13 protein-coding genes are annotated in these 15,320 nt (G+C 29.7%); 11 read left to right on the top strand and 2 right to left on the bottom strand.

Translation table 11 applies throughout. The features are described from left to right. Window position 1 precedes the first annotated feature (1 nt). The 6 genes from purH (at window position 2) to AJ884_RS00515 (ending at window position 6,498) form a co-directional block, all read left to right on the top strand. Window positions 2–1,534 carry a bifunctional phosphoribosylaminoimidazolecarboxamide formyltransferase/IMP cyclohydrolase gene (gene purH, locus AJ884_RS00540; RefSeq protein WP_044779492.1) on the top strand — a complete coding sequence of 511 codons (1,533 nt, stop codon included), beginning with the start codon at window positions 2–4 and terminating at the stop codon, window positions 1,532–1,534. Between the two features lie 98 nt (window positions 1,535–1,632). Then, complete coding sequence (locus AJ884_RS00535) at window positions 1,633–3,225, top strand: methyl-accepting chemotaxis protein (RefSeq protein WP_070274722.1); 1,593 nt, start codon at window positions 1,633–1,635, stop codon at window positions 3,223–3,225. Window positions 3,226–3,234: 9 nt separating this feature from the next. Next, complete coding sequence (locus AJ884_RS00530) at window positions 3,235–3,669, top strand: META domain-containing protein (protein WP_044779490.1); 435 nt, start codon at window positions 3,235–3,237, stop codon at window positions 3,667–3,669. Between the two features lie 98 nt (window positions 3,670–3,767). Further along, window positions 3,768–4,745, top strand: coding sequence for an agmatine deiminase family protein (locus tag AJ884_RS00525; RefSeq protein ID WP_070286335.1), 978 nt, complete (start codon window positions 3,768–3,770; stop codon window positions 4,743–4,745). Next, window positions 4,742–5,629, top strand: a complete 888-nt coding sequence (locus AJ884_RS00520) for a cation diffusion facilitator family transporter (RefSeq protein ID WP_002853697.1) — start codon at window positions 4,742–4,744, stop codon at window positions 5,627–5,629. Before AJ884_RS00525 ends, AJ884_RS00520 begins: the two co-directional genes overlap by 4 nt. Then, window positions 5,626–6,498, top strand: coding sequence for an N-carbamoylputrescine amidohydrolase (locus tag AJ884_RS00515; protein WP_002871473.1), 873 nt, complete (start codon window positions 5,626–5,628; stop codon window positions 6,496–6,498). The genes AJ884_RS00520 and AJ884_RS00515 overlap by 4 nt, the downstream gene beginning before the upstream one ends. Before the next feature lie 11 nt (window positions 6,499–6,509). Here AJ884_RS00515 and AJ884_RS00510 read toward each other — a convergent pair whose 3' ends face one another. Next, window positions 6,510–7,856 carry an SH3 domain-containing C40 family peptidase gene (locus AJ884_RS00510; RefSeq protein ID WP_070233125.1) on the bottom strand — a complete coding sequence of 449 codons (1,347 nt, stop codon included), beginning with the start codon at window positions 7,854–7,856 and terminating at the stop codon, window positions 6,510–6,512. Between the two features lie 48 nt (window positions 7,857–7,904). On the opposite strand from AJ884_RS00510, the gene pif1 reads away from it, so the two are divergent. Beyond that, complete coding sequence (pif1, locus tag AJ884_RS00505) at window positions 7,905–9,248, top strand: ATP-dependent DNA helicase Pif1 (RefSeq protein ID WP_070233127.1); 1,344 nt, start codon at window positions 7,905–7,907, stop codon at window positions 9,246–9,248. Between the two features lie 9 nt (window positions 9,249–9,257). Then, window positions 9,258–9,992 carry a hypothetical protein gene (locus AJ884_RS00500; RefSeq protein ID WP_070233129.1) on the top strand — a complete coding sequence of 245 codons (735 nt, stop codon included), beginning with the start codon at window positions 9,258–9,260 and terminating at the stop codon, window positions 9,990–9,992. On the opposite strand, the gene lolA is transcribed toward AJ884_RS00500, so the two are convergent. Next, entirely contained in the window at window positions 9,989–10,498 is a 510-nt protein-coding gene (gene lolA / locus AJ884_RS00495; RefSeq protein ID WP_002871477.1) for a LolA-like outer membrane lipoprotein chaperone, read from the bottom strand. The two genes, AJ884_RS00500 and lolA, sit on opposite strands and share 4 nt — an antisense overlap. A gap of 100 nt (window positions 10,499–10,598) precedes the next feature. Between lolA and secA the strand changes: the two genes are divergently transcribed. The 3 genes from secA to AJ884_RS00480 are packed head-to-tail and all read left to right on the top strand — an operon-like array spanning window position 10,599 to window position 15,197. After that, the gene (gene secA, locus AJ884_RS00490; protein ID WP_070233134.1) at window positions 10,599–13,187 is read left to right on the top strand and encodes a preprotein translocase subunit SecA; all 2,589 of its coding nucleotides are present in this window, start codon (window positions 10,599–10,601) and stop codon (window positions 13,185–13,187) included. Then, complete coding sequence (locus AJ884_RS00485) at window positions 13,184–14,389, top strand: ABC transporter permease (RefSeq protein ID WP_070233136.1); 1,206 nt, start codon at window positions 13,184–13,186, stop codon at window positions 14,387–14,389. The genes secA and AJ884_RS00485 overlap by 4 nt, the downstream gene beginning before the upstream one ends. 22 nt (window positions 14,390–14,411) lie before the next feature. Further along, window positions 14,412–15,197, top strand: coding sequence for an amino acid ABC transporter permease (locus tag AJ884_RS00480; protein WP_044794404.1), 786 nt, complete (start codon window positions 14,412–14,414; stop codon window positions 15,195–15,197). Window positions 15,198–15,320 lie beyond the last annotated feature (123 nt).

Here is a 15,320-nt window from a genome sequence, read left to right as displayed (position 1 = left end):
AATGAGAGCATTACTTAGTGTGAGTGATAAAGAAGGCATAGTAGAATTTGGCAAAGAGCTTGGAAATTTAGGCTTTGAGATTCTTTCAACAGGCGGGACTTTTAAGCTTTTAAAAGAAAATGGAATAAAAGTTATAGAAGTGAGTGATTTTACAAAAAGTCCTGAGCTTTTTGAAGGGCGTGTGAAGACTTTACACCCTAAGATTCATGGTGGGATTTTGCATAAAAGAAGCGATGAAAATCATATCAAACAAGCAAAAGAAAATGAAATTTTAGGCATTGATCTAGTTTGTGTAAATTTATATCCTTTTAAAAAAACCACTATTATGAGTGATGATTTTGATGAAATTATAGAAAATATCGACATAGGTGGGCCTGCGATGATAAGAAGTGCGGCAAAGAACTATAAAGATGTGATGGTGCTTTGTGATCCGCTTGATTATGAAAAAGTGATTGAGACTTTAAAAAAAGGTCAAAATGATGAGAATTTTCGTTTGAAATTGATGATAAAAGCTTACGAGCATACGGCAAATTATGATGCTTATATTGCAAATTATATGAATGAACGCTTTAACGGAGGTTTTGGAGCGAGTAAATTTATAGTAGGACAAAAAGTATTTGATACAAAATATGGAGAAAATCCACATCAAAAAGGGGCTTTATACGAGTTTGATGCCTTTTTTAGTGCAAATTTCAAAGCCCTTAAAGGCGAAGCAAGTTTTAATAATCTAACCGATATTAATGCAGCTTTAAATTTAGCTAGTAGTTTTGATAAAGCTCCAGCTATTGCTATAGTAAAACATGGAAATCCTTGTGGTTTTGCTATAAAAGAAAATTTGGTACAAAGCTATATACATGCTTTAAAATGCGATAGCGTCAGTGCTTATGGAGGAGTGGTTGCAATCAATGGAACTCTTGATGAGGCTTTAGCAAATAAAATCAATGAAATTTATGTAGAAGTAATTATAGCAGCCAATGTAGATGAAAAAGCTTTAGCTGTGTTTGAAGGTAAAAAACGCATTAAAATTTTCACTCAAGAAAGTCCGTTTTTAATCCGTAGTTTTGATAAATATGATTTTAAACATATTGATGGGGGTTTTGTATATCAAAACAGCGATGAAGTGGGCGAAGATGAGCTTAAAAATGCAAAGCTTATGAGTCAAAGAGAGGCAAGCAAGGAAGAATTAAAAGATCTTGAAATCGCTATGAAAATAGCAGCATTTACCAAATCAAACAATGTTGTTTATGTAAAAAATGGTGCTATGGTGGCTATAGGTATGGGTATGACAAGTAGAATCGATGCAGCAAAGGCAGCGATCACTAAAGCTAAAGAAATGGGGCTTGATTTGCAAGGTTGCGTTTTAGCAAGTGAAGCCTTTTTTCCTTTTAGAGATAGCATGGATGAAGCAAGTAAAGTAGGGGTTAAAGCTATAGTAGAACCAGGCGGAAGTATAAGAGATGATGAAGTGGTAAAAGCAGCCAATGAGTATGGTATGGCGCTTTATTTCACAGGCGTAAGACATTTCTTACATTAAGTTTAATGGAATGTTATGTTTTTTACACATAATTCAATAAAAATTAAATAAATTATGTGTAAAATATTTCTGAAAAATTTTATTTTTAGGAAATTGTGATGTTTAAAACTATAGGATTTAAGGTTTCTGCTGCAATTTTTGTGGTGTTGCTTATAAGTTTTATTGTTATGCAAGTGATTTTAAATTTGGATTTTAAAAATACTGCCAATAAAATGAGCAGGGCAAATTTAGATACCGTAAGTACTTCTGTTTTTCAAACAATGAGAATGGCTATGAATTTAGGAGATCCTGAAAAAATTAAAGAAGCTATTGAAGATGCAAAAAGTATAGAGGGTATTAGTGATATTAAAATTTATCCTTCAAAAGATACTATAGATCTTTTTGAGATGAAAGCCCCTCAAATTTCAAATGATAAGCGTATTATAGAACAATTTTCAAATCCTAAAATTCAAGCTTTAGAAGAAAATGTAAATGGTGTTGTGCATTTAAGATTGATACGCCCTTTGATTGCAGATGAAAGTTGTGTTGCTTGTCATGCAAATGCTAATATAGGGAGTGTGATAGGGGTTATGGATATATCGCATTCTTTAGAAGGTGTTCAAAAAGATATAAGTAAAACCAGTCAATCTTATATTATAATATTTACTATTGCTTTGATTTTTACCCTTTGTGTGGTTCTCTTAATGCTTAAAGTTGTTGTTGGAAAGCCTGTTTTAGAGCTTTTAAATCATGCTAAAGAATTAGCTCAAGGAAGTGGTAATTTAAAAGCTCGTATTTCAGTTAAAGGTCAAGATGAAATTGCTTTAGCTTGTAGATATATCAATCAATTTATCGAAAAAACTCACAAGGCAGTTAGCGGTGCAAGTCATAATTCAAAAAATGTAGAAAAACAAAGCAATCTTTTAAATTCAAATGCTATTTCTTTAAGTGAAATTAGTTCACAAAGTCATAAACAAATAGATCAAAGTTTTAAGCTTGGTGCAAATGTTGGCAATGAACTTGGAGAACTTGCTAGTTTGTCAAATAAGGCAAATAGTGCCAATGAAAAATCCTTTTTATTATTAGAGCAAATGCTTAAATCTTTGTTTAATGTTGCTAATAAAGTATCAACAGTATCTCAAAATGAAAATGAATTGGCTAAAAAAGTTGAAAATATGGTTAATCAAGCAGGTAATATACAAAAAGCAACTCAAATGATGGATGAGATCGCAGATAAAACAAATTTACTATCTCTAAATGCTGGCATAGAAGCAGCTAGGGCTGGTGCATTTGGACGAGGTTTTTCTGTAATTGCTGAGGATGTTAGGCAATTGGCTCAGAACAGTGAAGATTTTTTAGGAAATATAGCTCAAATTACAAAAGAGCTTTTGCAAAGTATTAATGAGGTTAGCGCAGAATTAAAGAAAAATGCTCAAAGTATACAAGCTTTAAATGATGACACCACTTTATTGGTTGATGATGCTAATGAGGTTAAATTATGCAACGAAGATGCTAGGGCTTTGGTAACTCAATGTACTGAAAAAATAAAAATTTCCCAAGAGAATATACAAAATTTACTTTCTCGTATGCAAAAAAATGTCGAAGTAAGTGAAAAGAATGAAGAAATTTCTAAAATTCTGCTTCAAGTTGCAGATGAGTTAAAAATAGTGTGTCATAATCTCGAAAGTGAACTTAACCAATTTCAAATTTAAAGGAATAAAATGAAAAAAACGCTTCAAATTGCTTTAGCTGCAACTTTTTTTGCAGGTTGTGCTAGTACTTCTATTACTTCATCTACTTCTAAAGGTAATAATGAACTTGTGCAAAACCAGCTTTTCAAAATAGAAAAAATTATAGTTAATGGTAAAACTTTTGATCCAAAAAACGCAGAGGAAAGTCCAAATATTAGTTTTGAAAATAATAAATTTTATGGTTATTCAGGATGTAATCGTTTTTTTGGTTCTTACCAAACTAAGGCAGATACTTTGCAAATCGAAGGTGATCGCGTAGCTTCAACTCAAATGCTTTGTCACCCAATGGATGTAATGGATTTTGAAAATTCTTTCCTTTCAAATTTCAAAGGAACTTTTAAAATTTCAAATGAAAATGGAAAACTTGTTTTAAGTAATGATGAAATGAAAATCTTTTTTAAATAATACACTAAAGCCTCGAAATATCGAGGCAATCTTCTTAAATTTGACAAAATTCCAAAAAATGATACAATTATAATTTTATTATCAAAAAAGGTAGTTAAATGATAAAATCAATTCCTGAATGGAGCGAGCAAGAATACCTCATACTTTCTTTACCTCATGAAAAAAGCGATTGGAGTCCATATTTAGAGGAAATTTTGCAAAGTTATAAAGAATTTGTAAAAGCGGTAAGTGAATTTCAAAAAGTTTTACTTATAGCTCCTAAACAGAGTGATTTTGAAAATTTTAAAGATATAAAAAATGTAGAGTTTTTTAAATGTGATACAAATGATACTTGGATACGTGATTTTGGAGCTATAGATATAGTAGAAAATAGTCGTTTAAAGGCTCTTGATTTTACTTTTAATGCTTGGGGAAATAAATTTCAAAGTGAGCTTGATAATGCTGTAAATTCTAAGCTTTTTAAAGAAAAATTTAAAGAGGGGCTTAAAAAGGTGGATTTTGTTTTAGAAGGAGGAAGCATTGACTTTAATGGAGAGGGTGTGATGCTTACAAGCTCTCATTGTCTTTTAAATGAAAATAGAAATTCTCATCTAAACAAAACTCAAATTGATACAAAATTAAAAGAATTTTTTGGTTTAAAGCAAATTATTTGGTTAGAAAATGGTTTCATAAAAGGTGATGATACAGATCATCATATCGATACCTTAGCAAGATTTATAGATAAAAATACCATAGCACATTGTGTTTGTGAAGATGAAGAGGATGAGCATTATTTGCCTTTGCAAAAAATGAAAGAAGAGCTTAAAAAAACAGGCTTTGATTTAGTAGAACTTCCTATACCTAAGCCTTTATACTATAAAGGAAGAAGATTGGGGGCGACTTATGCGAATTTTGTTTTTATAAATAATGCTTTAATTGTGCCTTTTTATAAGGATAAAAATGATGAAATCATAACTAAAAGACTTTCTAAAGCTTTACCCAATCATAAAATTATAGGAGTAGATGCAAGAGTGTTTTTACGACAAAACGGTTCTTTGCATTGTTCTTGTCAAAATCGTTTCAAAGGTTTAAGATGAGTTTGCAAAAAAAAGCAACTCTTGTAGCAAGTTTATGTGCTATTGTTTTAGCCCTGGTTAAATTTATAGTAGGCTTAACAAGTGGTTCTGTTGCAGTGCTTTCAAGTGCGATTGATTCTTTAATGGATTTTGCTATTTCTGCTTTTAATTTTTTAGCTCTTAAAAAAAGCTCACAAAAGGCGAATGAAAATTATAATTTTGGTTTTTCTAAAATTGAAGCTTTAATGGGTTTGTTAGAAGGTGTTTTTATAGTTGGCGTGGGGATTTTTATTTTTTATGAGAGTATTTTAAAGATTTATTATAAAGAAGAAATTAAAGATTTAAATTCAAGCATCTATGTGATGATTTTTGCTTTAATTATGACTTTTTTTCTTGTGCTTTTTTTAAATTATGTAGCTAAAAAAACCAAAAGTTTGATTATAGAAAGTGATGCTTTGCATTACAAAACAGATTGCTTAACCAATGCTTGTACTTTAGGGGCTTTGGTTTTGATTTATTTTACAAATTTACATATTATTGATGCTATTTTTGGGATAGTGATCAGTCTTTATACGGCATTTTCTGCTTTTAAAATCATTAAAAAAGCTTTGGCTTTTTTAATGGATGAGGCTTTACCTAAGGAACAAGTGGATAAAATTTGTACTTTGATTTCTAATAATCCTGAAATAATTTCCTATCATGAATTAAAGACGCGTAAAACTCCAAGTTGTAATTATTTAAGCGTGCATTTGGTTTTTTGCCCTATAATTTCGCTTTTAAATGCGCATAAAATTTCAGATGAAATAGAAGAAGGTGTGCGTAAGATGTTTGAAAATGAAAAATGGGATATACAAATTCATTTAGATCCTTATGATGATGCAGAACAAGAAAGGCAAAGACAATGAAAATCGCTTTAATACAACAAAAATTTCACTCAAACAAAGAACAAACTATAAAAAAAACTTGCGAATTTATAGAAGAAGCCTCTAAACAAGGAGCTGAGCTTATTTGTTTAGGAGAGCTTCATCAAAGTGAGTATTTTTGTCAAAGTGAAAATGTGGATTTTTTTGACTATGCTAATGATTATGAAAAAGATGTGAAATTTTGGGCAAATATAGCTAGAAAAAATCAAATAGTGCTTATTACTTCATTATTTGAAAAACGAAGTGCCGGACTTTATCATAATACTGCAGTGGTTTTTGAAAAAGATGGTTCTATAGCAGGTAAATATCGCAAAATGCACATACCTGATGATCCTTGTTTTTATGAAAAATTTTATTTTACTCCTGGAGATTTGGGTTTTGAACCTATAAATACAAGTTTAGGTAAGCTTGGAGTGCTTATTTGTTGGGATCAGTGGTATCCTGAAGCAGCAAGAATTATGGCTTTAAAAGGAGCTGAGATTCTTATTTATCCCACGGCAATTGGTTGGTTTGATAAGGATGAAGATGAAGAAAAACAAAGGCAGCTCAATGCTTGGCTTGGTGTTCAAAAAGGACATGCTATAGCTAATGGTTTATATGTAGTAGCTATCAATAGAGTAGGTTTTGAAAAAGATGTAAGTGGGGTAGAAGAGGGCATTAGATTTTGGGGAAATTCTTTTGTTTTTGGCCCTCAAGGTGAAGAACTTTGTCTTTTAGATTCTCAAAACGAATGTGTAAAAATCATAGAAATAGATAAAAAAAGAAGTGAAAATGTGCGTCGTTGGTGGCCTTTTTTGCGAGATAGACGCATAGAATATTTTGCAGATTTAACTAAAAGATTTATTGATTAAATCAATAAATCTTATTTGTTTTGTATATTTTCAAGATAGCTTTTTATTTGCTCTTTTTCTTGTTCGTTTAAATTTATAAAACTTATTTCTTTAAGTCTTGATAAAAGCAAATTATCTTCTAAAATTTCATTTTTTCCTATTTCTAAAGAAGTGATGACGCTAGAACTTATGAGAAGTCTTTGGGTTGTATCTTTTCTTAAGCCCCATATATTATGTATGGCAATATTATTATCTGTAATTTGTCCTGCATAAAGCATAATATGTCCAGGTAAATAAAGTAAACTAAGATAAGCTTTCCCAAAGCGGTTTAAAAAATCTTTTTTTTGAGAATTGCTAAGAGTGCTTATATCAAAATGATTAAAAGAATTTTTTTGTGCAACTGAATTTCTTGGTAGATAAAGTCCAAAAGCTGAAAAGATATCACGAGTTAGTAAAGAACAATCTCTTTCAAAATTATAACCGCCCCAGCCATAAGGCAAATTTAAAACTTGTGAAAGTTGATTTTTTAAATTTTTATCATTGAATTGTAAAGGAAATTTAGATACATCTTTTTTAGAAATTTTATATTTTTTAGAACCTATTTTTCCATAAAAATAGTTTTTATCTTCTTTGTAGCAAGGATAAATAGCGCCAATTCTACTTTCAAAGAAAAATTTACCATCCTCGCTATAGATAGGAAATTTTTCTTTTAGTGGTGTGATAAAGTTGAGATTTTCATAGATTTTCGCTCTATCGTTTGAGAAAAATTCCAAATTTTTACTTTCAACAAATCCAAATCCAGCTTCACCTAAAACAAAAGCATAACGCTTATCTTTACTAAAATGTGAAATTAAGACAGGGGTTCCAGCATTTAAAATGCCATCGCTTGCATAGTCAAAAGGAATTCCTTCATTTTCAAAAAAAGGATTTTTTAAGATAGCTCTTTGGGTTGGAAGATTTTTAATGATTGTATTTTGGATAATTAAAGCTTTTTGATTAAGTTTACCGAATTCTTGGATATTTGCATTATTTATAGCGTTTTTAAACCATGAAAGTGGAATAATTTGTTTATTGAAAAAATAATAAGTATTTTTTGAATTTAAATATAAAGGAAAGGACCAAAAAATATTTTGTCCTTTGTAATTTTTAAACGAATCATGCCAAGGGTTAAAGAAATATTTTTTATATCGTTTTGCATCAAAATTAATATCGTAAGCAAATTGTGGTAAAATGCTTACATTTTGTTCGTATTCAAGTTTTGCATAATGTTGATTTTCATTTTTTTGTTCTAAATTTTCATGATGAAGTGAAGTTAAATTTTTTGTTGAACAAGCTGTTAAAAATAGCACTATAAAAGTAAAATATAAACAAGATTTCATAATCAACCTTTTAGAAAAAATAGTTATAATTAAAGCCAAGGAAATATAATGCTTGATAAACTAGAAAAAATTTTAGCTTATGATAATGTTTTTTTAAGTGGTGGTGCTGGAGTTGGTAAAAGCTTTTTGACAAATGAGCTTATCAAATCTTATAGAAAACAAAAAAAATTAGCCATAGCTCTTGGTTCTAGTGCTCTATCGGCGTTTAATATAGGCGGTGTTACTTTACACAGCTTTTTTTGTTTAGGGTATTGTGATGATATGATGAAATTAAGTGCATTGGATCGCAATCAAAAACAAAAAGAAAAATTAACAAAACTTAAAGAACTTTTAAAAACGATTGAGCTTATTATTATCGATGAAATTTCCATGGTTAGTGCAAGTGTTTTTGAAATGATAGGTTTTAGACTTAAAAATTCTCAATTTAATGGAAAAATTTTAGTTGTAGGAGATTTTTTTCAATTGCCTCCCGTAGTTAAAGAAAAAAAGGAAACTTTATTTAACCATTCTTATTATGCTTTTTCTTCATTTTTTTGGCAAGATTTAAATTTTAAGAATGTTAAACTTTCTCAACCTAAAAGAACGCAAAATATGGAATTTTATAACCATTTATCTTTGATTAGACAAGGTTTTTTAGATGAAAAAATTTTAAGCTTTTTTGAATCTTTGCGAATTGATTATAAAGAATTAGAAAATTTAGAAGATGATTATACTTTACTTTGTGGTATCAATAAAAAAGTAAACAATATTAATCAAGAAAAATTAAGCAAACTTGAGACCCCGCTTGTATGCTTTAAAGCTCAGGTTAAAAAAGAAGATAAGAGAATAAAAGATGAAGAGCTTGATTCTTGGATTAGAAGCTTAAATATATTGGAAGAATTAAATATTAAAATAGGCGCTCGTATTATTTTTTGTGTAAATAATTGGGATAAGAATTATTATAATGGAGAGCAAGGCATTATAGAAGATATTCTTTATGAAGAGGAGAAAATTTATATTAGCATTATTAAAAATAATGGGATGAAAATTTTACTTGAACCTTATACTTTTTTCATGGAAGAACTTGAGCAATCAGGTAAAGATTTTGTTGTTAATATTCTCGCAAGTGTTACACAGTTTCCTATTAAATTAGCTTATGCTATTACTATACACAAATCACAAGGTATGAGCATTGAAAAATTAGTGTGTGATATTGATCATATTTTTGAAAATGGACAGCTTTATGTCGCTCTTTCTCGCGCTACAAACCCAAATACTTTAAAAATTTATTCTACAAAAAAGATAAATTTTGGATTTTATTTTGCTAATATTTTAAAAATAGATTCTAATGTGATCGAATTTTATAAAAAACATAATTTTTTAGATCTTGAAATACAAGAACAAATCATTTAAAGGCATTAAATGAAAAAAATATTTTTAAGTGTTTTTTTGGTTTTGAGTTTAAATGCTCAAAATCTTGAAATAGATAACATAAGAACAGATTTGTATTCTAAAAGTGGGACAAATGTTCTTAAAAAAGTTGAAATTTCTTTGGAATTTGATGGGAATAATTTAAAAGAAAATGAAAATAAGTTAATTGATGCTGTAAATACAGTAATTTCAGGATTTTTTTACGAAGATATTTTTACAGAAATTGGAAAAAATAATTTTAAAAAGACTTTAGAAAAATTTTTAGATAAGAAATATAAGATTAAATTAGATGATATATATATCATATCTTTAAGCGGAGTGGAAAAATTTGATTTAGAGGAGTTTAAACGCTTTTTAGAAAGCACTGAGGCTAAAGAGAAGGGTATGGGCAGCGAGGTAAAAAAAGCACTTGAAAACTTAGAAGCTCCTAAAACTCAAGTTCCTAGTGTTGAAAAGATCTCAACTCCTAGTGTTCCAAATTTAGAAGTCAAACAAGTTGAACAGCTTTTCAAAGATTCAGATGAAGAAAATAAAAATGACAATGGAGAAATCAATATAGATAATTTAAATACACCTAAAATGACTCCAGATATAGAAGAAAAAATTAAAAGAGATTTAATCGCCAATCCTCCACAAATATTCAAAGAAAATAACGCAAGCAAGCCTTATCATTTACCACAAACAGGTTATGATATAAAGCTTGATGAAAATACAACGCAAAATTAGCGAACTATGTCATAATTTTGCGGAATTTTTGCCTTAAAAACATCGGAATTAATTTTTGGATTTTTAATTTGATTGTTTAGATTGATTATAACATCATTTTCAAATTCATCTTTATAGGATATGCTTTGAATTTGCTCTTGATTGAGTTTAATTGTATAATTTATATTATCATATTTTGCTACAAGTTTATCTTTATCTATAAGACTTGCTTTTTTGAAAATTTCATTAAGATTTGGAATGTTATCAAGATGAGAGAAAATGACTTGCTCTAGATCGTGCTCTATTATGGTTACTTGATTTTTGTTAATATAAATCTCTTTTTTACTAGGAGTATCATAACTCCAATATGCTTGATCTTTACTCAGTATAAAATGTCCAGAATAAGAAAGTGTAGAGTTTTTGGATTTTACTATTTGGATAAAATCGCTTGAAAAGGTATTAAAATTAAGATCAAGGGCAAAAAGTTGTCCTATAAAAATAAAAAATATCAAGAATGTTTTTTTCATTTATTTTCCTTAAAAAAATTATATTTTTTATATCATTCTAGCTAATTTTAATTAAATAATCGTTATAATGATAGTTTGAAAAATTTATAAAGGTTTAAAAATGTTTTTAAATACCTTAAAAGCCGTTTTTGGAACAAAAAATGATCGTGAAGTTAAAAAATACTTCAAGCGTGTAGCACAAATCAATGCTTTAGAAGGCAAATATCAAAATTTAAGCGATGATGAATTAAAAGCCGAATTTGCAAAATTTAAAGAGCAAATTTTAAGCGGAGAAAAAAACGAAAATGATATCTTAAATGATGTTTTTGCTATAGTCAGAGAGACAGGTAAGAGAACTTTAAATATGCGTCATTTTGATGTGCAGTTAATCGGTGGTATGGTTTTACACGATGGAAAAATCGCAGAAATGAAAACAGGAGAAGGTAAAACCCTTGTAGCGACCTTGCCTGTTGTTTTAAATGCCATGAGTGGCAAAGGCGTACATGTCGTTACAGTGAATGATTATCTAGCCAAAAGAGATGCTGAGCAAATGAGTGCGATTTATAATTTTTTAGGTTTTAGCGTAGGTGTGATTCTTTCTTCTCAAAATAGTGACATAGAGCACAAGCAAGCTTATGATTGCGATATTACTTATGGAACCAATAATGAGTTTGGTTTTGATTATTTGCGTGATAATATGAAATTTTCAAAAGTTGAAAAAGTTCAAAGAGAGCATAATTTTGTTATTGTAGATGAAGTAGATAGTATTTTAATTGATGAGGCAAGAACTCCGCTTATCATCAGCGGCCCTACAAATCGCACTTTAGATGGTTATATTAAAGCCAATGAAGTAGCTAAGCAAATGCAAAAAGGCGAAGTAGTTTTACCTCCTGCAAAACCTGAGGGTGATTTTGTGGTAGATGAGAAAAATCGTAGTGTTTTGATTACCGAAGCAGGTATTGCTAAGGCTGAAAAACTTTTTGGTGTAGAAAATTTATACAGTCTTGATAATGCTATCTTAGCACATCAGCTTGATCAAGCTTTAAAGGCACATAATCTTTTTGAAAAAGATGTGCATTATGTTTTAAGAAATAATGAAGTTATCATCGTTGATGAATTTACAGGGCGTTTAAGCGAAGGACGTCGTTTTAGTGAAGGATTGCATCAAGCTTTAGAAGCTAAAGAAAATGTAAAAATTCAAGAAGAAAGCCAAACTCTAGCAGATATTACTTTTCAAAATTATTTTAGAATGTACAATAAACTCGCAGGTATGACAGGAACTGCACAAACAGAAGCGACTGAATTTTCTCAAATTTATAGTTTAGATGTTATTTCTATACCGACAAATATTCCTATTAAAAGACAAGATAAAGATGATCTTATCTATAAAACTCAAAATGAAAAATTTAAAGCCGTAATTGAAGAGATTAAAAAAGCCAATGCTAAAGGTCAGCCTGTGCTTGTAGGAACCGCAAGTATAGAACGCAGTGAAGTTTTTCACAATATGCTTGTAAAAGAGAAAATCCCTCATCATGTTTTAAATGCTAAAAATCACGAACAAGAAGCTTTGATTATCCAAGATGCAGGTAAAAAAGGTGCCGTAACTATCGCTACAAATATGGCAGGTCGTGGTGTGGATATAAAAATCGATGATGAGATTAGGGCTTTGGGTGGGCTTTATATTATAGGTACAGAAAGACATGAAAGCCGCCGTATTGATAATCAACTTCGTGGTCGTGCAGGAAGGCAGGGCGATCCTGGAATAAGTCGTTTTTATCTAAGTTTAGAAGATAATCTTTTAAGAATTTTTGGTGGGGATCGTATTAAAAGCATTATGGATCGCTTAGGTATAGAAGAGGGCGAAAGCATAGAGTCAAGAATCGTTACAAGAGCGGTTGAAAATGCGCAAAAAAAAGTAGAAAGCTTACATTTTGAAAGCAGAAAGCATTTGTTAGAATATGATGATGTAGCAAATGAACAAAGAAAAACTATTTATCGTTATCGTAATGAGCTTTTAGATGAAAACTATGATATTAGAGCTAAAATTTCTCAAAATATCGCTGAATATAGCACAAATGTAATGAATGATTATATGCTTGATGAAAGCGGTTCTAATGTAAATTTTGAAAATTTGAAAGCAAAAATTTTATATGAGTGTTCAACTCAGATTAGTGAAAAAGATTTTGAAAATTTAAGCGTCATTGAAATGCAAGACAAGCTAAGTCAAATTCTTGAAAATTCTTATAATGAAAAGATGTCAAGACTTGAGATTAAAGAATTGCGTAATATAGAGCGTATTTTATATTTGCAAGTTTTGGATAATGCTTGGAGAGAGCATTTGTATCAAATGGATATTTTAAAAACAGGAATAGGACTTCGCGGATACAATCAAAAAGATCCTCTTGTGGAATATAAGAAAGAAAGTTATAATCTTTTCTTGGAGCTAGTTAATCGTATTAAATTTGATAGTATTAAACTACTTTTTAGTGTGCAATTTAATCAAGAAGAGGTACAAAATTTAGAAAATAAAGCCAATGAAGAAAATGAAAAGCTACTTCAAAGCTCAGTAGAAATGGGTGCAAGCGAAGATAATCTTGGCGAAGCTGAGTTTAAAAAAGTTCCACGCAATGCTCCTTGTCCTTGCGGAAGTGGAAAAAAATTTAAAGAATGCCATGGAAAAAGTGGTCCTAAGCAAGGAATTTTAGCTTGAATAAAAGCGTTTTAAAATATTTACTTTTTAAATATTTAAGATTTGATAAAGAACAACCCTTTATCAATCTTTCTATGCTTTTGGCCTTTTTAGGAGTTTGCGTAGGACTTTGTGTTTTGCTTGTAGCTATGGCAATTATGAATGGTTTTGATAAAGAATTTGAAAAACGCTTTTTTGTGATGAATTATCCTATTACTATTTTGCCTAAATTTTACGCTCCTGTAAATGATGAATTTATAGATGAGTTAAGAAAAACATTTCCAAATTTGTTATTTAGCCCTTATATAAGTACTCAAGTTGTTATAAAGGGGGATAATCGTTTTGAAGGTGGTGTGCTTTTTGGCGTTAATTTTAATGATGAAAAAAAAATAAACGAAGTGGTTGCTAAAGCTTTAAAGGATGAGAATTTAAGTGGTTTTGATATACTTGTAGGATCAGCACTTATTGATGAATTTGGTTTGCATAAAAATGACAAACTTTCACTTATTTTTTCAAATCTTAATCCTAGTGGATTTTCTTTAGTACCACAAACTAAACGTTTTGATGTTAAAGCGCGTTTTACTTCAGGGCTTGCATTTTATGATAAAGCTTATATGTACACAGATGTTGATGCATTGAAAAAAGTACTTGGAATGCCTAAAAATCCAAATTATGATGGAGTTCATGTATATAGTGATAATGCTTTTAAGGATGTTGAAAAAATTAAATCTTATTTAAAAGACGATTATGCTGTAGTAGGCTGGTGGGAACAAAATAAAAATTTCTTTTCAGCCTTAGAGCTTGAGAAAAGAGCGCTTTTTATAGTGTTGATGCTTATTATTTTGGTTGCAAGTTTAAATATAGTAAGTTCTTTATTGATGATAGTAATGAATCGTCGCAGTGAAATAGCACTTTTACTTGCCCTAGGTGCAAGCAAAAATGAGGTAAAAAAGAGTTTTTTTGCCTTAGGCATGCTTATTGGCGGCGGTGGTATGATAGTGGGTGTGATGCTTGCATTTTTTGCTTTATGGCTTTTAGGAAATTTTGATATTGTAACTTTACCTGCTGATGTTTATGGAACCAGTAAATTACCACTTGATTTGTCTTTAATGGATTTTTCTTTAACCATTATAGGTGCTTTAATAATCATAGCTTTATCGTCTTTTTATCCTGCAAAAAAAGCAACTCAAATTAACATTTTAGATACTTTAAGAAATGAATAAATTGTAATTTTGGAGATTTTTATTGTCTTTGTTTATCCAAAAAAATAAGAATTTTAAACCTTTAAAACCTCTATCAAAGTCAAAAATAATCACTAATTTAATTCTTTTGATTTTATTTTTAATATTGTTTTGTTATTGTAGTTTTAGTATAAGTGCTTATCATTTTGATTTTAGTGCAATTGCGACCTATAAAGAAAAATTTCTTCAAGGTTTTTTAAATACCTTAATAATCAGTTTTTTTTCTTTATTACTGAGTATAATTTTGGGTGGAGTTTTTTGTGCTTTTTCTTTAAGTTCAATTGTTTTTTTAAGATTTTTATCTATATTTTACATAGAGCTTATCAGAGGAACCCCTTTACTAGTGCAGGTATTATTGATATATTATATCGTTGCAAATAATTTAGGACTTGATAATCGATATGTGGCTGGAGTTATTATTTTATCATGTTTTTCTGCTGCTTACTTAGCTGAAATATTTAGAGCTGGAATTTTAAGTATTTCTATATCTCAGCTTGAGAGCGCTAGGGCTTTAGGGTTAAAAGAGATGCAGGTTTTTGCGTATGTAATTTTTCCCCAAGCTTTAAAAAATATTTTAGCACCGCTGAGTGGACAATTTGCAAATTTAATTAAAGATAGTTCATTATTAAGCGTTATTGCTGTAAATGAATTAACCCAAAGTGCACAAGAGATAAATTCTTATACTTTTGCTACTCTTGAAGCTTATGTAATTTTGGCTATTACATATCTTGTTTTGACTTTACCTATAAGTATATTTTCTCGTTATTTGGAGAGAAAATGCCAAAAATGATTTAAAAAAGCTTGACAAATAGAGCTAATTTTGGCATAATCACATTTTTATTTCAGAAAATGTCTCGTTAGCTCAGCCGGTAGAGCATCTCCCTTTTAAGGAGGGGGCCGTTGGTTCGAATCC

Source organism: Campylobacter sp. BCW_6463 (assembly GCF_001762785.1).
GTDB lineage: Bacteria > Campylobacterota > Campylobacteria > Campylobacterales > Campylobacteraceae > Campylobacter_D > Campylobacter_D jejuni.
Note: the sequence above shows the minus strand (reverse complement) of the source record. Positions and strands in the feature narration are given on the sequence as shown.

Coding starts and splice junctions, on each gene's coding strand:
- lolA (WP_002871477.1), bottom strand. CDS start 10,498: ATGAAAAAAACATTCTTGATATTTTTTATTTTTATAGGACAACTTTTT.
- AJ884_RS00500 (WP_070233129.1), top strand. CDS start 9,258: ATGAAAAAAATATTTTTAAGTGTTTTTTTGGTTTTGAGTTTAAATGCT.
- AJ884_RS00530 (WP_044779490.1), top strand. CDS start 3,235: ATGAAAAAAACGCTTCAAATTGCTTTAGCTGCAACTTTTTTTGCAGGT.
- secA (WP_070233134.1), top strand. CDS start 10,599: ATGTTTTTAAATACCTTAAAAGCCGTTTTTGGAACAAAAAATGATCGT.
- pif1 (WP_070233127.1), top strand. CDS start 7,905: ATGCTTGATAAACTAGAAAAAATTTTAGCTTATGATAATGTTTTTTTA.
- AJ884_RS00525 (WP_070286335.1), top strand. CDS start 3,768: ATGATAAAATCAATTCCTGAATGGAGCGAGCAAGAATACCTCATACTT.
- AJ884_RS00515 (WP_002871473.1), top strand. CDS start 5,626: ATGAAAATCGCTTTAATACAACAAAAATTTCACTCAAACAAAGAACAA.
- purH (WP_044779492.1), top strand. CDS start 2: ATGAGAGCATTACTTAGTGTGAGTGATAAAGAAGGCATAGTAGAATTT.
- AJ884_RS00520 (WP_002853697.1), top strand. CDS start 4,742: ATGAGTTTGCAAAAAAAAGCAACTCTTGTAGCAAGTTTATGTGCTATT.
- AJ884_RS00510 (WP_070233125.1), bottom strand. CDS start 7,856: ATGAAATCTTGTTTATATTTTACTTTTATAGTGCTATTTTTAACAGCT.
- AJ884_RS00535 (WP_070274722.1), top strand. CDS start 1,633: ATGTTTAAAACTATAGGATTTAAGGTTTCTGCTGCAATTTTTGTGGTG.